The sequence below is a fragment of the Segatella copri genome, from assembly GCF_949820605.1.
Classification (GTDB): Bacteria; Bacteroidota; Bacteroidia; order Bacteroidales; family Bacteroidaceae; genus Prevotella.
In genome coordinates, this window is record NZ_CATKVU010000006.1 from 1,813,848 (window position 1) to 1,834,585 (window position 20,738).

19 protein-coding genes and 1 pseudogene are annotated in these 20,738 nt (G+C 45.2%); 14 read left to right on the forward strand and 6 right to left on the reverse strand.

All coding sequences use genetic code 11. From position 1 onward, the window contains the following. Positions 1 to 29: 29 nt before the first annotated feature. Positions 30 to 1,295 (forward strand): cardiolipin synthase, encoded by a 1,266-nt coding sequence (gene cls / locus RCO84_RS08805; RefSeq protein ID WP_317584775.1) that lies wholly within the window; start codon positions 30 to 32, stop codon positions 1,293 to 1,295. Between the two features lie 53 nt (positions 1,296 to 1,348). After that, positions 1,349 to 1,978, forward strand: a complete 630-nt coding sequence (locus tag RCO84_RS08810) for a response regulator transcription factor (protein WP_287870137.1) — start codon at positions 1,349 to 1,351, stop codon at positions 1,976 to 1,978. A 132-nt stretch (positions 1,979 to 2,110) separates the two neighbouring features. Here RCO84_RS08810 and RCO84_RS08815 read toward each other — a convergent pair whose 3' ends face one another. Beyond that, complete coding sequence (locus RCO84_RS08815) at positions 2,111 to 3,067, reverse strand: LuxR C-terminal-related transcriptional regulator (RefSeq protein WP_144153980.1); 957 nt, start codon at positions 3,065 to 3,067, stop codon at positions 2,111 to 2,113. Between the two features lie 361 nt (positions 3,068 to 3,428). Here RCO84_RS08815 and RCO84_RS08820 point away from each other — a divergent pair, with 361 nt between their 5' ends. The 6 genes from RCO84_RS08820 to RCO84_RS08845 all read left to right on the forward strand — a co-directional run bounded on the left by RCO84_RS08820 (position 3,429) and on the right by RCO84_RS08845 (position 12,836). After that, complete coding sequence (locus RCO84_RS08820; protein ID WP_293492051.1) at positions 3,429 to 4,730, forward strand: hypothetical protein; 1,302 nt, start codon at positions 3,429 to 3,431, stop codon at positions 4,728 to 4,730. 72 nt (positions 4,731 to 4,802) lie between these two features. Next, positions 4,803 to 6,056, forward strand: coding sequence for an imelysin family protein (locus tag RCO84_RS08825; protein WP_317584776.1), 1,254 nt, complete (start codon positions 4,803 to 4,805; stop codon positions 6,054 to 6,056). 105 nt (positions 6,057 to 6,161) lie between these two features. Beyond that, positions 6,162 to 7,931 carry a di-heme oxidoredictase family protein gene (locus RCO84_RS08830; RefSeq protein ID WP_317584778.1) on the forward strand — a complete coding sequence of 590 codons (1,770 nt, stop codon included), beginning with the start codon at positions 6,162 to 6,164 and terminating at the stop codon, positions 7,929 to 7,931. A 161-nt stretch (positions 7,932 to 8,092) separates the two neighbouring features. Beyond that, positions 8,093 to 10,357, forward strand: a complete 2,265-nt coding sequence (gene ccsA / locus RCO84_RS08835; protein WP_317584779.1) for a cytochrome c biogenesis protein CcsA — start codon at positions 8,093 to 8,095, stop codon at positions 10,355 to 10,357. Positions 10,358 to 10,631: 274 nt separating this feature from the next. Next, a complete protein-coding gene (gene hcp / locus RCO84_RS08840) occupies positions 10,632 to 12,275 on the forward strand; it encodes a hydroxylamine reductase (protein WP_317584780.1) in 1,644 nt (547 codons plus the stop codon). A 33-nt stretch (positions 12,276 to 12,308) separates the two neighbouring features. Beyond that, positions 12,309 to 12,836: a hemerythrin domain-containing protein gene (locus tag RCO84_RS08845; RefSeq protein ID WP_089542967.1), complete on the forward strand. Its 528-nt coding sequence runs from the start codon at positions 12,309 to 12,311 to the stop codon at positions 12,834 to 12,836. A 98-nt stretch (positions 12,837 to 12,934) separates the two neighbouring features. On the opposite strand, the gene RCO84_RS08850 is transcribed toward RCO84_RS08845, so the two are convergent. After that, positions 12,935 to 13,951 carry a PD-(D/E)XK nuclease family transposase gene (locus RCO84_RS08850; RefSeq protein WP_317584781.1) on the reverse strand — a complete coding sequence of 339 codons (1,017 nt, stop codon included), beginning with the start codon at positions 13,949 to 13,951 and terminating at the stop codon, positions 12,935 to 12,937. 211 nt (positions 13,952 to 14,162) lie between these two features. Between RCO84_RS08850 and RCO84_RS08855 the strand changes: the two genes are divergently transcribed. From RCO84_RS08855 to RCO84_RS08880, 6 genes and pseudogenes are all read left to right on the forward strand, one after another. Beyond that, complete coding sequence (locus RCO84_RS08855) at positions 14,163 to 14,831, forward strand: Crp/Fnr family transcriptional regulator (RefSeq protein WP_118313503.1); 669 nt, start codon at positions 14,163 to 14,165, stop codon at positions 14,829 to 14,831. A 108-nt stretch (positions 14,832 to 14,939) separates the two neighbouring features. Continuing rightward, a pseudogene (locus RCO84_RS08860) lies at positions 14,940 to 15,107 on the forward strand (PD-(D/E)XK nuclease family transposase); the annotation flags it as partial. A 10-nt stretch (positions 15,108 to 15,117) separates the two neighbouring features. Next, complete coding sequence (locus RCO84_RS08865; protein WP_153073933.1) at positions 15,118 to 15,282, forward strand: hypothetical protein; 165 nt, start codon at positions 15,118 to 15,120, stop codon at positions 15,280 to 15,282. 15 nt (positions 15,283 to 15,297) lie between these two features. After that, the gene (locus RCO84_RS08870; protein WP_317584783.1) at positions 15,298 to 15,510 is read left to right on the forward strand and encodes a hypothetical protein; all 213 of its coding nucleotides are present in this window, start codon (positions 15,298 to 15,300) and stop codon (positions 15,508 to 15,510) included. Between the two features lie 59 nt (positions 15,511 to 15,569). Next, positions 15,570 to 16,775, forward strand: a complete 1,206-nt coding sequence (locus RCO84_RS08875) for an IS256 family transposase (protein WP_287854567.1) — start codon at positions 15,570 to 15,572, stop codon at positions 16,773 to 16,775. A gap of 167 nt (positions 16,776 to 16,942) precedes the next feature. Continuing rightward, entirely contained in the window at positions 16,943 to 17,593 is a 651-nt protein-coding gene (locus tag RCO84_RS08880; RefSeq protein ID WP_317584784.1) for a transglutaminase domain-containing protein, read from the forward strand. 124 nt (positions 17,594 to 17,717) lie between these two features. Here RCO84_RS08880 and RCO84_RS08885 read toward each other — a convergent pair whose 3' ends face one another. The 4 genes from RCO84_RS08885 to RCO84_RS08900 all read right to left on the reverse strand — a co-directional run bounded on the left by RCO84_RS08885 (position 17,718) and on the right by RCO84_RS08900 (position 20,702). Further along, a complete protein-coding gene (locus tag RCO84_RS08885) occupies positions 17,718 to 18,416 on the reverse strand; it encodes a tRNA 2-thiocytidine biosynthesis TtcA family protein (protein ID WP_317584785.1) in 699 nt (232 codons plus the stop codon). A gap of 117 nt (positions 18,417 to 18,533) precedes the next feature. After that, entirely contained in the window at positions 18,534 to 20,069 is a 1,536-nt protein-coding gene (rny, locus tag RCO84_RS08890) for a ribonuclease Y (protein ID WP_144153998.1), read from the reverse strand. Positions 20,070 to 20,097: 28 nt separating this feature from the next. Next, the gene (locus tag RCO84_RS08895) at positions 20,098 to 20,397 is read right to left on the reverse strand and encodes a cell division protein ZapA (protein ID WP_022120985.1); all 300 of its coding nucleotides are present in this window, start codon (positions 20,395 to 20,397) and stop codon (positions 20,098 to 20,100) included. Positions 20,398 to 20,408: 11 nt separating this feature from the next. Next, positions 20,409 to 20,702, reverse strand: coding sequence for a hypothetical protein (locus tag RCO84_RS08900; protein ID WP_144154000.1), 294 nt, complete (start codon positions 20,700 to 20,702; stop codon positions 20,409 to 20,411). Between the last annotated feature and the right edge of the window lie 36 nt (positions 20,703 to 20,738).

The following is a 20,738-nucleotide window of genomic DNA, read 5'->3' on the forward strand; positions in this document are numbered from 1 at the left end:
GATTTATAGATAACACGGTTATAGATAAGATGAGATTTTTTTTATTAATAGCGACATTATGGCTGTCTTGTTCGCTGTGTAGCGCACAGACCAGCGATTCACTGATCGTAAATCAGCTTCGTGGGAAAGGGGTGAGTTTTTCTCACGATAATTCAGTAACCCTACTGATGAACGGTCAGGAAAAGTTTGATGATATGTTCCAGGCAATCCGACAGGCTAAACATAGTGTACACCTGGAATACTTCAACTTTCGCAACGACAGCATTGCCTCCCTTCTCTTTGATATTCTTGCACAGAAGGCAAAGGAGGGTGTAAAGGTGAGAGCCTTATATGATGGTTTCGGAAACTCTTCCAACAATAAGCCTCTGCGAAAGAAACATCTCAAGAAAATCCGTGCCAACGGCATAGAGATTTATGAATATAAGCCCCTGAAGTTTCCATGGGTACATGCAATCTTCAACCGTGATCACCGTAAAATCGTTGTCATCGACGGGCAGATAGCCTATACGGGCGGTATGAACGTAGCCGATTACTATATAAAAGGTACGAAGGTTGTTGGAGAATGGCACGATATGCACTGCCGCATCGATGGCAGTGAGGTAAATACCCTGCAGAAGATATTCCTCAAGATGTGGAACAAGGTGAGCGGACAGCATGTTGCTGGCGAAGAGTACTACCGCAAGGAAAAAGAAGACTATCTGGTAGAGAATCTCAAGCCAGACACAACAGCAACTGCCTACAGAAAGATGGTCGGCATCATCAACCGCGAACCGCATATTACAAAGGATATCATCCGATATTTTTATGTGAATGCCATCAATGATGCACAGGACAGCATCAAGATTATCAGCCCCTACTTTACCTTGAGTCATAAACTCAAAAAGGCATTGAAGAATGCTGTGAAAAGAGGAGTAAAGGTAGAAATCATGCTCTCAACCAAGAGCGACATTCCTCTGACTCCTGACTGCGGTTTCTATAATGCGCACAAACTGATGAAGGCAGGATGCAATGTTTGGATGTATACGCCGGGTTTCCACCATACCAAGATTATCATGATAGACGGCAAGTTCTGTACCGTTGGCAGTGCCAATCTCAATGCCCGAAGCCTGCGCTGGGACTATGAAGAGAATGCAGTGATTGTGGATTCCTGTACTACACAACAACTGGTACAGCTCTTTGATAGGGAAAAGAAAGACAGTTTCTTACTCAATGAGAAGAACTGGAGAGAGTGGCGTACGGGCTGGCAAAGATTCAAAGGATGGTTTGCGGCAAAGGTACTCACTCCATTCTTATAAAACAAGATATAAGTATAACCCAACTTTCACTAGCAGAAGTAAAATAAACAGAGATGAATGAAGAAATGATGAAAGCCATGACTGGCAAACAGATGCCGGAAATGGCAATAGTAGAGAGCAATACACTCGCCGCAATGGGACTCAGACAACTGCTTGAGTCGGTGATGCCCATGATGAAAATCTCGACCTTCGGTTCGTTCCGTCAGTACGAGGCAAACAATCCAGACCACTTTGTTCATAGCTTTGTATCTATGCACATTGTATTGGAACACCGTTACTTCTTCACACAGGGCAACAGGAACCGCCACGTCATCGTTCTGACACCCAGCAACGATCCCAATTCGCAACTTGCCGAATTTCATTGTCTCTGCGTCAATGTACCAGAAGGATACCTGATAAAAGAGCTTCTCAACCTGCAGCATTCCGGTCATCCTCATGGCGAACATATCCCTGCCATGCCTCCTGTCACTCAGGAAAAAGTTCTGTCGGATAGAGAAATAGAGGTATTATCTATGGTAGCACAAGGGAAAATCAACAAAGAGATAGCCGACCAACTCTGTATCGGACTTACTACCGTAATTACCCATCGCAAGAATATACAGGAAAAACTGGGATTAAAAAGTGTGTCTTCACTCACCATTTATGCTGTGATGCATGGTTTTGTTGACATCAATATGATCTAGCCTTCACCATAAATAGTGATGCAGAATCATCACATACCTAAATATAATGATAGCGCCTTCCCCTCATGTGAGAGGAAGGCGCTATCATTTTAGAAAAAATAACATTATTTAAACTGATATTCCACAGATAAACTACAGCTTTACAGAAGAAATATCAACCAAATTGTTCACGATGGCATAAATTGTAAGACCTGCAGGAGAGTGAATCTGAAGCTTTCGGGCTATGTTTCTGCGATGCGTAATGACCGTATTGATAGAGATAAACAGGTGGTCAGCAATCTCCTTATTGGTCATTCCCTGAACCAAAGCAACAATCACATCTTTCTCACGGTCGCTCAACTGTTCATCGCTCATAGGAGTCTGATTAATCATGCTCGAAATCTTGGCACTCACATCGTTCTGTTTCAGTTTACGCTCTGCATTTCTTACTGCAGGAATAAAGATTTCTTCCTCAACCTCAGAATGATGTTTCAGCCATTCCTCATTATTATATATATCATAAAGAGTGGCGCTGAGCTGATTGTTATGCAAGCCATCAGAAGGTAAATACTTGATAATGATACTCTTGAGTTCCTTTAACTTCAGATCTACCTGAGCATGGTGCTTCGAGAAGGTTTCTATATCAAAGCTAGCATTGGCATTACCATCTATAAGTGCCTGAACATAAGGGAATACCATCTTTTCTTCATACCGCATATGATTGGTTATACTATGGGCATAATCATCATAAAGTTTGAGGATAAGACGAGCCAGATTATCCTTTTCATCCAGCGCTTCAACCAGTTCCTTACGGATAAACGGCAACTGGAAATCTATGTAATAGGCATGCGAAGCCTTGAGATAGTGCAATAGGGTCGGCAGCGACAGGCGGTCAGCATTGTCATACTCCTTGTAACCATTAATCGTCAAGTTTACCACGGACAGGAAAGTATAAGTATCCACCTTCTGCTCGTCGCAAACCTCACACACAGTCTTGTCGCCAAAGCCCAGGTTTATGCCGAAGCTGCCGAGGCTCTGTAAAATGTTATAATTGTCTCTAATGATGCTGATCATCTTGTCATCAGCTTCATACATCTTCTGATTTTTCATCTTTCTTTATCTTAAATGAAAACATCCTTGTATCAAGAACATTCATAATGTTTCTATTTCGGCTGCAAATATACAAAAAAGTTTCGAAACTCACAATACCTAAAAATGGGGATGCCGTAGTTTACCGATTTTTAGGTATTGCAAGATATTTTAAAACTCCGTACCTTTGCACCCGAAATCGAGAAAGAGCGCGGTGATGATTGCCATTCCCGAGCGGCAGAGCTGCGTAATTCCTTATCATGCCTCATGGCTTTAAGGAGATACTAGGCCTCTAAAGTGTCGAGACCGCAAACAGACATCTGCGCTCTTTTCTTTATTATACTAAGGATAGTACGATAACAATAATTTCAAAATATTAAAGATGAACAGTTTAAGAATTGGATTGATGTCAGCTGCCCTCGTTGCCGGTTTGGCAACGGCAAGTGCACAAACTGTGGCTGCTGACAGCGTGATGCAGCACGTGAATGGCAAGCGCCTCAGCGTGGGTGGTTATGGCGAGGTTGCCATGAGTCGCAACTTCTATAGCGACCACGTAAGCCGTTACAGTTTGGCTGACGAGCACAAGAATGACCCTAGCCATGGTCGTTTCGACATTCCTCATGCAGTAATTTACCTGGGTTACGACTTCGGAAAGGGTTGGACTATGGGTACCGAGATTGAGTTTGAGCATGGTGGCGTAGGAATGGCCTATGAGAAAGAAGACGAAGAAGGTGGCGAATGGGAACAGGAAGTTGAAAAAGGCGGTGAAGTCGAACTCGAACAGTTCTGGATTCAGAAGTCATTCGGTCATTGGGCAAACATCAAGGCTGGTCACATTGTAGTGCCTGTAGGTTTGAACAACGCTTACCATGAGCCATTGAATTTCTTCACTGTTTATCGTCCTGAAGGTGAGAATACGATTCTTCCAAGCACCTGGCATCAGACAGGTGTCAGTTTTTGGGGACGTACCAAGGGTTGGAGATATGAATTGCAATTCCTGGCAGGCCTGAACTCAGACAACTTTACCAATACAGGTTGGATCAAAAAGGGACCAGGCACTCCTACCGAAGGTGAAATTGCAACAAAATATGGTACAGCCCTCCGTATCGACAACTACTGCATAAAGGGCTTACGCATCGGTCTAAGCGGATACTATGGTCATGCCATCGGCAACTCTTATCCAAACAACAAGGATGGAGCAGAATCTAAGTACAAAGGTGTGGTAGCTATCGGAGCCATCGACTTCACATACAATAATTATAACTGGATTGTACGCGGTCAGGCAGACTATGGTTACCTGAGTGATGCAAAACAGCTGAAGTACTTCACCAACCGTCTGAATGGTCTCTCTCCATTCCATCACTCTGCATTTGTCAGCAAGAATGCTTTTGCATACGGAATCGAGGCAGGATATAATATCTTCTCACAAATTGAGAAACTCCGTCAGGACAACCAGAAATTGTATCTCTTTGGCCGTTATGAGCACTATAATCCATACGCTTCCAAGACCAAGAATACTTCATACGATTACACCAACGTACAGCGCATGGCATTTGGTATCAATTACTATCCTGTGAAACAGATTGTAGTAAAGGCAGAATATTCACATCGCTTCCTGAAGAGCCAGTACAACAATGAGCCAGCCATCAACATCGGTGTGGCTTATGAAGGATGGTTTCTCTAAAGATTCTCACAGAAGAACTTAATATAAAGTGATTGAAACAAACATATAAATAACAAAATACTTATATTAAAAATGAAAAAGGTTTTTAAAAGTGCAGTAATGCTCATGGCAGCCTTCATGTTGCCATTAGGTTTCACATCATGCAGCAGCGATGATGATCCTGTAGCGAACAACGACTTTACAAACAAGGCATATGGCCAGGATGCTATGGATGCCTGCGATGAACTTTGCAATGCGCTCCGTGCAGCTTACAGCAAAGTAAACGACGCACATTTGAGCGCAGATCAGGAAACATACCTGAAGAATGTATGTGCTAACGCTGTAGACAATACCATCCAGCCAACCTACAAGTCATTGGCTGATGCAGTAGAGAAGTTGCACACAGCTCTTCCTAAGAGTGTAGATACCAACAACCTGACTCAGGAGAACATCAACAATGCCTGCGCAGCTTTCAAGGACGCACGTGCATTGTGGGAGAAGAGCGAGGCTTTCCTCGGTGGTGCAGCATCAGACTTTGATATTGACCCACACATCGACTCATGGCCATTGAACCGTACACTCCTCCACAGCTACTTTGCTACAGGTAAGTTTAGTGATGCTGCGATTGAGGATGCTTCTATCCTTGGTTTCCACGCACTTGAGTTCATCCTCTTCCGTGATGGACAGCCACGTAAGGTTGCTGAGTTCAAGGGTAACGATACCTACAAAGGCTTCACAGACGTAAAGGGTTCTGAGGAATTGAAGTATGCCGAGGCAGTGATCGAGGACTTAGTAAACCGCGTATATGAGTTGGAGGTTGCATGGTCTGAGAATCCTAACGCTACCCGCCTCGCAGCAGTGAAGGCAGCAGGTCTTGAGTACCAGACAGACAAAGGTCAGTCATACGCTGCCAACATGAAGTATGCAGGCAACAAATCTATCAGTAAGTACACTTCTTTGAAGGCAGCCGTCCAGCAGCTTCTCTCTATGGAGGAAGGTTCTTGCTTTGCTATCTCTAACGAGGTAGGTACAACCAAGATTGCCAACCCATTCCAGAATGGTGATATCAGCTACGTAGAGTCTCCATATAGCTACAACTCTATCACCGACTTCCAGAACAACATCCGTTCTATCGAGAACTTGTGGTATGGTGGAACTAATGGTACAAGCTCTAATGCTAAGTATAGCTTCCATCAGTTCTTCAAGGATAATGCATCTGCAGAAGGTCAGCGTGTAGAGACAGCTATCGCTAATGCTATCAGCAAGATTGGTGGTATGCCTTACCCATTCGTTAAGTATGTAAGTACCGTTTGGGGCAAGAAATTTGACGAAGTAAACCCAAAATAATCTTGGGTAAACAAACATACAGGAAGCATCTCACCATACGCTTTTTGGTGAGATGCTATTCTGCGTAAAACAAGAATATAAAACATTATAAAACAGAATAACATTATGGTTTATCAAAGAATTAGCAAAATGTTATTGCTCGGCTTGCTCGTATTGCCATTGGCATCCTGCTCTGACGATAACAGTGTTGTAAACAATGACAAGTTAAATGGTGACTCTCAGTTTGGTAAGGCAAACGATGTTTTTGAGGCCTCAGAATGGTATCCAGGTGGTGAACTTGGTACAGACGAAGGCATGAGCTATTCGGCAGAAACTCCAGCTACCACCAACCAGGGATTGTCAAACAGTTTCAACAAAGGTGAGGATTTCTTCGAGCACCTTTACACTATCACAGAGGCTCCACGTAAGGGTCTTGGCCCAGCATGGGTTCGCAGCAGTTGTATCCACTGCCATCCTAACTATGGTCATGGTAAATTCCAGAACCAGTATCAGGCAGACCAGTTTGGTAACGGCTATCTGCTCGTAGTTTATCACCCTACAGCAGGTACTACCGCTGACGGAAAGCCTTACGCAGCAAACAGCTACATATCTGAGGTTACAGGTATGCCACAGACCAAGGCAATGACTCCATTCTCTGCTCCTATCGACGAGAAGCAGATTAACATCCAGTGGAATGAGGTTACAACCATGCCTAGCGGTTTGGCTATGAAGTTCCCTAAGGATGGCGAGGCTTTTGCTTTGCAGTATCCAGAGGTTACCATCCCTCAGTCTGCATTCAATACCAATCCTAAGCCAAACAACTATGAAGTACGTTTGGAATCAACCATCGGTATCTATGGTACAGGCTTGCTTGATGCCATCGACCAGGATGATATGAAGAAGGTTTATCAGGATGAGGCGAAATACGGGGTAAAGCTGAACCCTGCCATGTGGGACAAGACTGCTAACGATTGGGCTTCAAGTGCCTGGTACACGTTGGCAGATGGAACCAAGAAGGTGAAGAAGTTTACCTATGCCATGACCCGTGCCTCCCTGCAGGATGGTCCAGGTGCTAACGCCATCTGGAACATTACCAACGTAACACGTTCCGATCGTCATTACCTCTATACCACTCCAGCCTGGGCAAAGTATCAGAGCGAAGACCCAGAAGTAATCAGTTATATCAAGAAGCATGGTGCTGACGAGTCTTCTGTACTCCACCCATACTATGCAGATGGAACTGACGAAGGTATCAAGGAGAGAGTAAACGAGATTCTGAGCTGTAACAAAGGACCTAAAGATGGCAAAGAAAATGCCTTTGAGAAGTACCTCCTCAAGGGAGCTCCTTACAATGGCGAGGAAGAGATGAACAACAAGGATTACTATGACTTCATGGTATGGCACCGTGGTCTAGCTGTTCCTGCTGCCCGTAACCTCGACAACGCACAGGTTCAGGAAGGTAAGAAGCTCTTCACTCAGTGGGGATGCACTCATTGCCACAAGCCATCATGGAAAACAGGTGCTGACAACTATTGGGTAGATAATGCTATCAAGGCTTACGCCAAGAGCATAGGTCAGGATCCTAACACCATGTTGCCAAAGTATCCAAACCAGACTATTTATCCATACACCGACTTGGTACAGCACCGTCTGTACATGGCTAACGACATCCGCACAGGATGGTGCCGCACTACTCCACTCTGGGGACGTGGTTTGTCAAGCATGCTGACTGGTCGAAGCGACCGTTTGCACGACTGCCGTGCCCGCAACGTAGTAGAGGCTATCATGTGGCACTGCTATGATAAGCGCAGCGATGCATACAAACCAGCACTCAACTTCTACAATGCAACCAAGGAAGAGCGTGATGCTGTAGTAGCATTCATCAATGCTATCTAAGTCTTTATATGAAGAAACAAAAATAAGAAAAGCTGCCAGGCTATCAAAAGCATTTGGCAGCTTTTTTTATAAGAATCTACAAATATACGGATTATCTCTTGCTCGTTTCCGAATAATATCGTATTTTTGCAACGGAAATTCTATCAAGATTCCAACTAAGTATGGTTAAAAAGATTATATTCATTCTTTACATCCTTGTGCTCGTATGCATGGCAGCCGCCACCATCGTGGAGAAAAGCCAGGGCACGGATTATGCCCATGCCCACTACTATGGGGCATGGTGGTTCATTCTTATCTGGGCAGTACTTGCTGCCCTCGGTGCTTTCTACATCATCAAAAGAAAAGTGAAGTGCGCTTCTACATTGGCACTCCATCTCTCCTTCATCATCATCCTTGCCGGGGCATTGCTCACACATATATCGGCTAAACGGGGCATGATTCATCTGCGCATCGGTCAGCCTACAGATACTTATATGGCTCAAGATGAAGAGCAGGGCATGAAGGAAGAGAAACTGCCTTTCTCGCTCTGCCTGAAGAAGTTTGAAGCGAAAATGCACGATGGTACCAACGCCGTGGCTGACTATTCTTCAAAATTCACCGTAATAGACGGAGATGATAAGAGCGAAGGCGAAGTTTCGATGAACAACATCTATTCCCACCGGTCTTACCGTCTTTATCAGTCATCTTACGATGAAGACGGCAAGGGAAGCGTGCTCGCTATCAATGCCGATCCATACGGCATACCAGTCACCTATACTGGCTATGCACTGCTCTTCATCTCCCTCGTATGGATGCTCTTCGACCCTAAGGGTGGTTATCGCAAACTACTGAAGAGTCCTTTGCTCAAGAAGGGAGCCTTGATAACAGCCCTCATCCTCAGCATGGGCAATATACAGACACTGCATGCAGAACCTGCAACAGGCAATCTCCAAAATGCTGTATTGACAAAGGAAACTGCAGAGAAGTTTGGCGAGCTTCATATTCTCTACAACGACCGCATCTGTCCGGTACAGACCTTTGCCCTCGATTTCTGCAAGAAGATATATGGAGCCAGGAGCTATCAGGGATTGACTGCAGAACAGGTGCTCTCTGGTTGGGTATTCTATGGAAATACTTGGGCAAACGAGCCTTTCATCAAGATCAAGAGCGGAGAAATGAAAACTGCGATGAATCTGCCTGACTATGCTTCGCTCAATACTTTCTTCAATCGTGAGATGGGTGGCTATACCATCGGACAGTATGTTCAGGAATACTACAATGGTCAGCAGGACAAGTTCCATCAGCAAGCCGCTGATATCGATGGCAAGATACAAATCATCATGGAGTTGCGAGAAGGTATCTCATTGAAAGTTCTTCCTTACACCTTCACCAGGAATGTGAAGGCTACCAAGGATCATTCATTCATCAAGGCTGGCACTACCACGTGGTTTTCACCTGTAGATAAGTTGCCACAGGCCGTGGAGCACCAGCATGCGCTCTATATCAGGAATGTATTCTCTCTGCTGAATGGTGATGTAAAGGCAGGCAATACAAGCCGTGTAAACGAGTTCTTCGTCAAGATGAAGAAATATCAGGAGGTTAGTAGCGGTAATTCGCTGCCAACAGCTACACAGTATAAGGCAGAACGCATCAATAATGCCTTTCCTTTTGCAACCATTCTCTTCATGGCAAACCTCACACTGGGCTTCATTGCCCTCTTCTACACCATCTATCGCATGACGAAGAAGAGAGAAATCAAGGCATTGAACATCGCTTTGCCTATCCTGCTTGGCGTATCCTTCCTTGCCTTAACCTTCGGATTGGCATTGAGATGGATTATCAGCGGCAACATACCTATGTCTAACGGATATGAAAGTATGCTGACTGTAGCCTGGTTCGTGATGCTTATCAGTATTCTGATGCAGTTGCGCATCCGCATCGTCATGGTATTCGGCTTCCTGATTTCAGGATTCTTCCTTCTGGTAAGCCATATCAACCAGATGGATCCAGCTATCGGACAGATGATGCCGGTATTGAACAGTCCGTTACTCAGCATCCATGTCAGCATCATTATGATGAGCTATGCACTGCTATCCTTGACTTTCATCTGCGGCATCATGGGCATCTGCATGCGCTCTCATGGCGACGAACTGCGGGATTTAAGCCGTCTCTTCCTCTACCCTGCCCTCACCACGATGGGGTTCGGCATCTTCATCGGAGCCATCTGGGCTAACGTGAGCTGGGGTAATTACTGGAGTTGGGATAGCAAGGAGACGTGGGCGCTCATCACCTTTATGATTTATGCAGTAGTAGTGCATACGCAGAGTCTGCCGGTCTTCCGCAAGCCGCTGGTGTATCACATCTACATCACCCTTGCCTTCCTGAGTATCGCCATGACCTACTTCGGTGTGAACTATTTCCTCACGGGCATGCACTCGTATGCATAACCCATCAGAAGACAGAATATATTTAGTCTTAAGGCAAAATTTATTTTCCCTTAAGGATAAATATATGATGGTGTTGACATCAATCTAATCATCATGCTCTTCAAGAAGGGAGAAATCCATTCCCCCACACTCTTTTTATGTTTTTTTAATATCCTACGGTCACAATTGTTACCGTAGGATTATTTTTAAAGCCGTAATTTTGCAGCCGGAAACCAGGAATGGCAGATTGCCGCCTGGAAGAAAACATTAAAATAACTCATTAATTGATAGCAATATGGCAGAAAACAAGATGTTCTGTTTCCAGTGTCAGGAAACAGCTAAGGGTACAGGCTGTACCATCAAGGGTGTTTGCGGTAAGGAGGCTACAACTTCCAAGTGGCAGGATCTGCTGCTCAGCGTGGTTCGTGGCATAGGAACCATACAGCATAGCATAGGCGAAGAGCCGACACCAGAGGTAACTCGTTTCCTCACGGATGCACTCTTCACCACCATTACCAACGCCAACTTCAACGACCAGGATATCCTGCAAAAGGTAGATAAGGGCATCGTACTGAAGAAACAGCTGCTGCAAAAGGCAGCAAGCATGAATATCCACCTCCCTGCCTATCAGGAGGTAACCTGGGGTGGCGAGAAGACAGACTATGAGGCAGAGGGCGCCCGTGAATCCGTGCTCCGCCACGAGAATGCAGATATCCGCTCGCTCAAGGAACTCACCATGCTCGGTCTGAAGGGTATGGCAGCATACTACGAGCACGCAGCCCATCTGGGAGAAGAGAACAGCGAGATTATCAGCTTCATCTGCCGTGCTCTCGCCACCATCAGCAACCCTGATGCTGATATGAACACGCTGCTGGGCGTGGTGCTCGAAACTGGAAAGTACGGCGTGGATGTGATGGCACTCCTCGACAAGGCCAACACCCAGGCATACGGTAATCCGGAACTCACCCGGGTGAACATCGGCACAGGCAGCAATCCGGGCATCCTCATCTCCGGTCACGACCTGAAGGATATCGAAGATCTCCTCATCCAGACCGAAGGCACGGGCATCGACGTCTATACCCATGGCGAGATGCTTCCTGCCCACTACTATCCGCAGCTCAAGAAGTACAAGCATCTGGTGGGCAACTACGGCAATGCGTGGTGGAAACAGAAGGAGGAATTCGAGAGCTTCAACGGTCCTGTAGTCTTCACCACCAACTGCATCGTGCCGCCATCGCCATCGGCAGGCTACAGGAACCGCGTCTTCACCACCAACTCTACCGGTTTCCCTGGCTGGAAGCATATCCAGGCGGGTGCCGACGGCCACAAGGACTTCTCCGAGGTGATTGCGCTTGCCAAGACCTGCCAGCCACCTAGGGAGATAGAGACAGGCGAGATCATCGGCGGTTTTGCGCATGCCCAGGTCTTTGCCCTGGCAGACAAGATAGTAGAGGCTGTGAAGAGCGGAGCCATCCGCAAGTTTGTGGTGATGAGTGGCTGCGATGGCAGAATGAAGAGCCGCAACTACTACGAGGAGTTTGCCAAGGCGCTGCCTCAGGATGTAGTGATACTCACCAGCGGCTGTGCCAAGTTCAAGTACAACAAGCTCAATCTGGGTGACATTAACGGCATTCCCCGTGTGCTGGATGCCGGTCAGTGCAACGACTCCTATTCCTGGGCGGTTGTGGCATTGAAGCTGAAGGAGATCTTTGGAGCCAGCGACATCAATGACCTTCCTATCTTCTTCAATATTGCCTGGTACGAGCAGAAGGCAGTCATCGTACTTCTTGCCCTGCTGCATCTGGGCGTAAAGAACATCCATCTGGGTCCTACGCTCCCAGCCTTCTGTTCACCAGCCGTACTGAAGGTTCTGGTAGATACCTTTGGCATTGCCGGAAACGGAACGGTAGAAGAGGACATCAAAAAATATATAGGATAAAAGGAATTTAATAATTTTATATTACAATAGGATATGAGAGCATCAAAATATCAATTCGAGGAGTGGCCAACCGATCTGCTGATCGATTATGCCCTCAAGATTCATCACCGTGGAATCCGTGAGAAGGGTCCGGAAATCCTCAGTCTCATCCACTCGATGATGGGTGAGAATCAGTTAATGGCAGAAATAGAGAGTCTCTTCAGCGAGTGCATGCTTGACCTGGAGAACCATCTGCAGAAGGAAGAGCAGGTTCTCTTTCCGTTCACCTATCAACTGATGGAATCGCAGCTTACGGGTCAACCTGCAGCGCCGATACATTGCGGCTCTGTAGCCATGCCTATTCACGTGATGATACTGGAACATGATAATGAGACCAAGCGCCAGCAGCGCCTCAGAAAGCTCACAAACAACTACACCCCGGCAGCTGATGCCAGCGGAGATTATAAGTTGCTACTGAGTCTGCTGAAGAATTTCGCAGAAGATCTGAACGAGCATGTCTATATAGAGAATGAGATCATCTTCCCTCGCAGTCAGCTGCTGGAACAGCAGCTACTAAGTTAAGGGAGAATTTGCAGCCGTTAGACAACGTCCATGCCGAGCATACAACAATAAAGGGAGATTTCTTGGCGAAATCTCCCTTTATCTATTGCAAAAAGCAGCTATAATTTCTTGATTTCATCTAATGACAACTGGGTTGCTGCTGCCACTTGCTCGGCAGACAAGCCCATTGCAAGAAGACGACGGGCTGTGGCCTTCTTCTCATCTTGGGCTCCTTCGGCACGACCTTCTTCTCGTCCTTCTTCTCGTCCTTCAGCTCGTCCTTCAGCTCGTCCTTCAGCACGTCCTTCAGCTCGTCCTTCAGCACGACCTTCTTCTCGTCCTTCTTCTCGACCATCGGCAAGACCTTTCTGCCAGCCATCATCATACCCCGTCTTGATAACGCTGCGCTGATAGCGCAGATTCTCCATGTGACGGACATAATCATTCTTTTCCGCTACGGTCAACTTATCTATATCCAGGCATTTGCGGGCATCTGCCAAACCTGGGGCCTGGGCTGCCTCGCTGATCTCGCCGGTCTTGAGAAACTCGATCCATTCATCCAGATTGTTCACCGCCAGCTTGTCAAAGTTGTTCACGCAGAGCAGATAATACTCCGGGAATATGTCTCCGGCTTCGCGATTAGTCTTGCGCCCCTGAGGGATTTCATCACCGAAGAAGAGTTCACTCTGTCGGTTGGAGAGTTTCAGGATATCATTCGGCTGATGCAGTCCCTGGAACATCGTCTTGCCATGATATACATAATCCTTAGCCTGTCCCAATGTGAAATACACGATATTGATAGAATATACCTTGCGCACTTTGTCGTAATCATCGCCCAGACTGATATTGTCTGTGATGACCTTGGAAACTCCATAGAGCATACGGTGGAAATAGGTATGTTCACGGGTATTCTGTATTTCGAAGATGATGAATTCTCCCTTCTCATTTTCTGCCAGGATATCCACTCTGTTGAATTTATCATTCTCGGTCTGCTGATTGCTCTCACTATCCAGGAATCGGTTGATCTTGAATTTCTCGTTCAGCAGCGAACACATAAAGCCTTCCAGCACGGCATAGTTTGCCTTGTTGCGAAGCAGGCGCTTCATCGCCCAGTCAAATCTGATATAATTTGCCATATTCTTCCTCCATTTATTAATATTCAGCTGCAAAGTTACGACTTTATTTTAAGACACCAAAGTTTTTTCGTATTTTTCTTGCTTATTACCAGAACTTTAGCTAGTAAGATTCCACTCTTATAGGGCGTGTGGAGATTCTGCCTTCAAGATTCTAAATGGAGCAAACAATAAATCGGGGGAAAATGCGTTATTGAATATAAAACTTAAATGTATGAAAGAATCAATATTCGTTACCTTGCAGAAATGCACGGTGTTTGAGGGGTTTACTCCAGAGGAAATCAGAGAGGCACTGTCGATGGTAAGCTACCGGATGGTGGAGCTTGCTGCCAGGGAAACCTATGTGCTGGCAGGAATGCCCTGCAGATATGCCGACATCATTGTCGAGGGGGAGATGATAGCCCGCATGTCGGGATTGTCGGGCAAGCAGGCTCAGATAGATAGGCTGGGAGAATCGATGCTGATTGCCCCTGCCTATATATTCGCACATAATAACGAGATGCCCGTAAGCGTGGAGACAAGTAGGAAGACTACCCTCCTGCGCATGAGGCCTTCTGAACTGAAACTGCTGATAGATACTGATGAGCGCATACGCTGGAACTTCATCCAGCACCTGTCAAGGATAGATATCTTCCTTTCGCAGAAAATGCGCATGCTCTCCCTTTTCTCCGTCAAGGAGAAGGTGGCGCAATACCTCATCAAGATGGCCACCGAACAGCAGAGCAGAACCATCCGACTGGATGTCAGCCGACAGGAAATGGCGGATATCTTCGGTATCCAGAAGTTCTCGCTCCTCCGCTGCCTCTCCGAATTCGAGGAGAAGGGTGCCATCAGGATTGAGGGCAAGACCATCACCATACTCAACTCGGATGAAATGAAATAAGAAGCAGGAATGAATATTCAATCATTTTTTAACAGTTTATTAAGAGTTTTTTGGAAAAAAAAGCGTAATTTTGCAGTGAAACTAGATGTTGAACTAAACGAATGGCGTATGAAACAGGTAGAAGAAAGATACATCAGCTTGCTGACCGACTTCGGCTTCAAGCGAATATTCGGAACGGCAATGAACAAGGATTTGCTCATCTGCTTCCTCAACAGCTTGTTTAATGGCAGACAGGTTGTGAAGGACGTGTCGTATCTGAATCCAGAGCACGTAGGAGGCAAGTAAGATGGCATATCGTGATATCAAAAACTCTATTGATACGGCAAAGCAAGAAGGTAAGAATGAGAAAGCCTTGGAAATTGCCAAGAACATGCTTGCCGATGGTGTTGACATCAATCTAATCAAGAAGTATTCCGGACTAACCCAGGAACAGATAGAAAAAATGAAATAACTAATAGAATAAAAAATGAAGAAAAAAATCAAGTTGGTAGGCTGGAGCATCTTGGGAATCCTGCTCATAGCGGTAGCAACATTACTGTTGGCACGCTTTGTTTTCAATAAACAAGTGGAAGCTTATCTTTGCAATTCGCTGAAGAATGAAATGGTAGAAAAATTAAAAGACGCTGGCAAATATGTACCAGATACTACGTCCTATCATTTTGCATATCAGAAAGATTGAGAGTGTAAACTAAACTGTGTCAAGCTACAATAAAAGTAGTTTAACACAGTTTTTATATTATGGACAACTTAGAAATTGATTACAAGAAAGCAGCTCAGCAGTTGCGTAGTGGTGAAGCCTTATTTGGCAAGGACGGAGCATTAGCTCCATTGTTAGAGCGTATTCTCAACTCAGCTCTCGAAGGTGAGATGGACGCTCATTTAAGTGACGAGGAACGCTCTTCCGGCAATCGTCGTAATGGTAAGATGAGTAAGAAGGTTCAAACAAAATATGGTGAGGTCACTATAGAGACTCCTCGTGACCGAGACGGAACTTTCCAACCTGAGACCGTAAAGAAGCGTGAGACTATTCTTGCCAATGGCATGGCAGACCAGATTATTGAGATGTACGCCATGGGCACCAGCACACGTGACATCAGCAGCTACTTTGAGCGTGAGTTCAACACAACTCTATCAGCCGATACTATCAGCTCTATAACAGACCGTGTATTACCCGAAATCACCGCCTGGAAGTCTCGCATGCTCGATCCTGTATATGCCATTTGCTGGCTTGATGCTATCCATTATAAGGTAAAGGATGAGAATGGCAGAGCTGTCACACGAGCCATTTACAACATTCTTGGCATCAACAAGGAAGGCCAAAAAGAACTGTTAGGTATGTATGTGTCTAAGAGTGAAGGAGCTAACTTCTGGCTAGAAGTTCTTACGGATCTTCAGAACCGTGGTGTTCGAGACATCTTGATTTGTTGTATTGATGGTCTCAAAGGCTTCCCGGATGCCATCCAAAGCGTATTTCCTGAGAGTTCTGTGCAGCTCTGTATTGTCCATCAGATACGCAATTCTATCAAGTATGTTGGCAGTAAGCATCAAAAGGAGTTTATCAAGGATTTAAGAACAGTATATGGTGCAGTAAACAAAGACTCCGCTGCTGCTAATTTAGACCTGTTAGAGTCTAAGTGGGGAGAGATGTACCCAATTGTCATCAAGTCATGGCGTGACAATTGGGAACGTCTGACAGAATATTTCCAATATACTCCAGCCATCCGTAAACTCATTTATACGACCAATACGGTTGAGGGGTATCACAGACAGGTAAGAAAGGTCACAAAGACTAAAGGGGTCTTTCCTACGGATAATTCTTTGGAGAAGCTTGTGTACTTAGCTTATCGCAACATCCGTAAGAAATGGACTATGTCACTGGCAAATTGGGGACAAATTTCTCAACAATTGGCAATAAAATTTGGAGATAGATTTAAAATTATGTAACTTTGCAGCCGAAAAGGCTTCCCTGCTGGGGGCATGCCCCCAGCAGGGAGTGGGAATGAAAGTTAAGAACAAGCCTTGACACAGTTTAAATTACACCCCCGAAAGATTCTGTCCAATCACAAAAAATCCGTGAATATTTCAAACTCGATACAGTTGTATCTTCCACAATGCCAACATGGGACAAGGCCATTTCACTGGCACGTTTTGTAGCGGAAAACATTCCTCATGCCAATCAAAAGATTAATCCTAAGAGACGTAATGCTATAGATCTCTGGAAATACACTCGAACGATAGAGCCTGCATTCAACTGTCGATTACACTCCATCCTCTTACACGAACTATTGCTGTCTGAGGGTATTGTAAACCGCTTTGTAACTTGTCATCCCGCAGATTCCGAGGATTCCGACTGCCATGTTGTTAACCTGGTGTGGCTACCAGAATTACAGAAATGGGCTATGCTAGACTCGGATATGAAAGCATGGGCAGAAGATGAAAAAGGCACTCCACTTTCTCTTACAGAAATGCGTGAGCGATATATTGACGGCAGAGAAATCGTTTACCGTCCTCTCTTGAATTCAGATAATGATTTTGTTTATTACAGGGCATATTGGGCAAAAAACTTATATTGGTTTGATACTTGGGAGACAACAGGCTATGGTCGCGAAGATAATAATCCTGCTTATCGAAACAATAATCGCCATATCGTGCTTGTTCCTTCAGGATTCAAAGGTTTTGAAACTTCCCGACCATTCAGTACTGACAACAGATGCTTCACGTTTCTGGGCAGCTCCCCAAAATTAGTAACTGCCATTTACTAGATCTACCCAAGGAACAAATACAATAGGCTTCGATGGCAAATGAAGCCTATTTCATTGGCTAACGAAAGTAGTTTCATGCGCCCATGAAACTACTTTCGTTTTTTATTGCTTTTTCTACTATATTTTATACCATAAAAACGGAGCGCCAAAGACTGTAGCGCGCTTCGGGGTTCAACTGCTCCAAATGCTGGAAGACGGCTTGCATATCCGAACGGCGGGTAGTCTCTTCGTAAGGACACAACGCCTTCTGCTTAGTGAAATGCGACTCTTCTGCCACCTTACGGATATCCGCCTCATGCACCAGACAAAGGGGGCGGATAATGGTGAGCGGATAATGTTTTAAAGGAAGACTGGGCTGCATGGTGGAATGAGAACCCTCGAAGGTGATATTCATCAGCAGGGTAACGAGGATATCATCCATATGATGGCCCAAGGCTATCTTGTTAAAACCATTATTTACCGCAAACTCGAAGAGCGTCTTACGTCGGTTCCAGGCACAGAGGAAGCAACGGGTCTTATGGGGATCGGTGGATTCATCAAACGAACTATGAAGGATATGGAGCTTGATGCCATTCTCTGCACAGAAATCCTGCAGATAAGAACGGTCGGTCTCGTAAGGAATGTTATCCATGATGATATGAGCCGCCTCCACTTCGATATGCGGTTTATAGATACGGGCACGCTGAGCCAGCAAACGGACAAGTTCCAATGAATCCTTGCCTCCACTCAAGGCAATAAGAATACGGTCCCCATCCTCCAAAAGATGATAGTCAACACATCCTTTATTGAATCGCTTTAATACTTTCTGTTCTGCTTTCATCATATTCTGAAAAGGGAAAAGAAAAGCCGCACCCTATAAACAGAGTACGGCTTTATCAAGATACATCTCTCTACCTTGCAGAAGAGAAACGACAATTTAAACTTCAAATATAATTCTATTTTACTTAGCGTAAGCTACACTGCGAGTCTCACGAATCACGGTAATCTTTACCTGACCCGGATAGGTCATCTCGTTCTGAATCTTGGTTGCAATCTCGTCAGAGAGCTTGATACTCTGCTCATCGCTCATCTTGTCAGCACCCACAATGACACGAAGCTCACGACCTGCCTGGATGGCATAGGTCTTGGTAACGCCAGGATAACTCATGGCGATAGCTTCAAGATCGTTCAAACGCTTGATATAAGCCTCTACAATCTCACGACGGGCACCAGGACGAGCACCAGAGATAGCATCACAAACCTGTACGATAGGAGCCAATAATGTGTTCATCTCCATCTCATCATGGTGAGCACCGATGGCATTGCAGATATCAGGTTTTTCCTTATACTTCTCTGCAATCTTGGCACCATACAATGCGTGTGGCAATTCACTCTCCTCATCAGGCACCTTACCAATATCGTGCAAAAGACCGGCACGCTTAGCCTTCTTAGGATTCAATCCCAATTCAGAAGCCATAACCGCACAGAGGTTAGCGGTTTCACGGGCATGCTGCAAGAGGTTCTGACCATAAGAAGAACGGTACTTCATCTTACCGATGATACGAATCAACTCTGGGTGCAGACCATGAATACCGAGGTCGATAGCTGTACGCTTACCCGTCTCGATAATTTCATTATCCAACTGTTTCTTCACCTTGGCTACCACCTCCTCGATACGGGCTGGGTGAATACGTCCGTCAGCTACCAACTGGTGGAGAGCCAGACGGCAAACCTCACGACGAACAGGGTCGAAGGCTGAGATAACGATTGCCTCAGGAGTATCATCCACAACGATTTCTACACCAGTTGCTGCTTCCAGAGCACGGATATTGCGGCCTTCACGACCGATAATACGCCCCTTCACCTCATCATTATCGATATGGAAAACGCTGACAGAGTTCTCAATGGCTGTTTCTGTAGCAACACGCTGGATAGTCTGAATCACAATCTTCTTAGCCTGCTGGTTAGCATTGAGTTTGGCATCGTCCATAATCTCGTTCACATAGCTTGCAGCATCGAGTTTAGCCTGATCTTTCAGACTCTCAATCAATCTCTGCTTAGCCTCTTCAGCACTCAGACCAGAAAGTTCTTCCAGTTTAGCCTGCTCCTGTTTCTGCATCTTATCAAGTTCCTGCTGCTTGACAGACAAGAGTTTCTTCTCATTGTCAACACGCTGCTGATACTGATCAATCTCCATCTTGCGTCGACCGAGGTCTTCCTGACGCTGATTGAGAGAAATCTCGCGCTGCTTCAACTTATTCTCATTCTGCTGGATGCGAGAATTACGCTGCTGCACTTCTTTTTCGAGTTCCGCCTTCTTGTTGAGGAATTTCTCCTTCACTTCCAAAAGCTTCTTCTCTTTTACTACTTCTGCCTCTTTGTTGGCAGCTTCTATCATTTCATTATATTTTCCCTTAATGACATAACGGAAAATGAAATACCCAGCAGCACCGCCGATAACAAGCGCCACCAAGGCTGCTATAATAGTTACTATCATTATATTATATATATGTTTATTAATATTCTTATTTCAAAGCGTCTTCAATCTCGGAGGTAAGCTTCTCAAGAATATCATCATAAGGTTTCGTATCATTCCGATCCGATTCCTTCTCATATCTCAATGCCACATCAATGAGCGCCATATACAGGATTTCCTTATCGCTCTTTCTGCCTTTGAAAATCTTGGTATATGAGTTTACAATATCATCTATCAGTTTGGCTGATTTACGATAATACTCCTCATCTTCCCTAGGTATTCTTACCGAAAGATCTGTATCATAGACGTGTAATCGTATGAGTAATTTATCTTGTTCTTGTTCTGCCATCGTTCCGATTTTTACTTTTCACCCAATAGTGTGATACACTTATTGATATCTCTTATGAGCTTGGCGATGCGCTTCTGAGTAGCTTCCATATCATTGTCAGAAATCGTCATCATCTTCGCCATCTTCAAGCTGTTGTAATCACTCTGCGCTTGAGCCAACTTTTCCTCCAATGCCTTGATTTTGGCATCGCGCTCATCCACCATCGCATAGAGTTCAGCATTCTCCTGCTTGACCTCGTCAAACTTGAGAATCATCTGCCTTACTCTTGTGGCAAACGTATTAATTGTTTTCTCATTTGCACTCATGACTATTATTTTTGGCTACAAATTTAAGAGAATTAT

Bases quoted from the DNA above. Each gene is read 5' to 3' on its own strand.
- cls (WP_317584775.1), top strand. From the start codon at position 30: ATGAGATTTTTTTTATTAATAGCGACATTATGGCTGTCTTGTTCGCTG.
- RCO84_RS08810 (WP_287870137.1), top strand. From the start codon at position 1,349: ATGAATGAAGAAATGATGAAAGCCATGACTGGCAAACAGATGCCGGAA.
- RCO84_RS08815 (WP_144153980.1), bottom strand. From the start codon at position 3,067: ATGAAAAATCAGAAGATGTATGAAGCTGATGACAAGATGATCAGCATC.
- RCO84_RS08820 (WP_293492051.1), top strand. From the start codon at position 3,429: ATGAACAGTTTAAGAATTGGATTGATGTCAGCTGCCCTCGTTGCCGGT.
- RCO84_RS08825 (WP_317584776.1), top strand. From the start codon at position 4,803: ATGAAAAAGGTTTTTAAAAGTGCAGTAATGCTCATGGCAGCCTTCATG.
- RCO84_RS08830 (WP_317584778.1), top strand. From the start codon at position 6,162: ATGGTTTATCAAAGAATTAGCAAAATGTTATTGCTCGGCTTGCTCGTA.
- ccsA (WP_317584779.1), top strand. From the start codon at position 8,093: ATGGTTAAAAAGATTATATTCATTCTTTACATCCTTGTGCTCGTATGC.
- hcp (WP_317584780.1), top strand. From the start codon at position 10,632: ATGGCAGAAAACAAGATGTTCTGTTTCCAGTGTCAGGAAACAGCTAAG.
- RCO84_RS08845 (WP_089542967.1), top strand. From the start codon at position 12,309: ATGAGAGCATCAAAATATCAATTCGAGGAGTGGCCAACCGATCTGCTG.
- RCO84_RS08850 (WP_317584781.1), bottom strand. From the start codon at position 13,951: ATGGCAAATTATATCAGATTTGACTGGGCGATGAAGCGCCTGCTTCGC.
- RCO84_RS08855 (WP_118313503.1), top strand. From the start codon at position 14,163: ATGAAAGAATCAATATTCGTTACCTTGCAGAAATGCACGGTGTTTGAG.
- RCO84_RS08865 (WP_153073933.1), top strand. From the start codon at position 15,118: ATGGCATATCGTGATATCAAAAACTCTATTGATACGGCAAAGCAAGAA.
- RCO84_RS08870 (WP_317584783.1), top strand. From the start codon at position 15,298: ATGAAGAAAAAAATCAAGTTGGTAGGCTGGAGCATCTTGGGAATCCTG.
- RCO84_RS08875 (WP_287854567.1), top strand. From the start codon at position 15,570: ATGGACAACTTAGAAATTGATTACAAGAAAGCAGCTCAGCAGTTGCGT.
- RCO84_RS08880 (WP_317584784.1), top strand. From the start codon at position 16,943: ATGCCAACATGGGACAAGGCCATTTCACTGGCACGTTTTGTAGCGGAA.
- RCO84_RS08885 (WP_317584785.1), bottom strand. From the start codon at position 18,416: ATGATGAAAGCAGAACAGAAAGTATTAAAGCGATTCAATAAAGGATGT.
- rny (WP_144153998.1), bottom strand. From the start codon at position 20,069: ATGATAGTAACTATTATAGCAGCCTTGGTGGCGCTTGTTATCGGCGGT.
- RCO84_RS08895 (WP_022120985.1), bottom strand. From the start codon at position 20,397: ATGGCAGAACAAGAACAAGATAAATTACTCATACGATTACACGTCTAT.
- RCO84_RS08900 (WP_144154000.1), bottom strand. From the start codon at position 20,702: ATGAGTGCAAATGAGAAAACAATTAATACGTTTGCCACAAGAGTAAGG.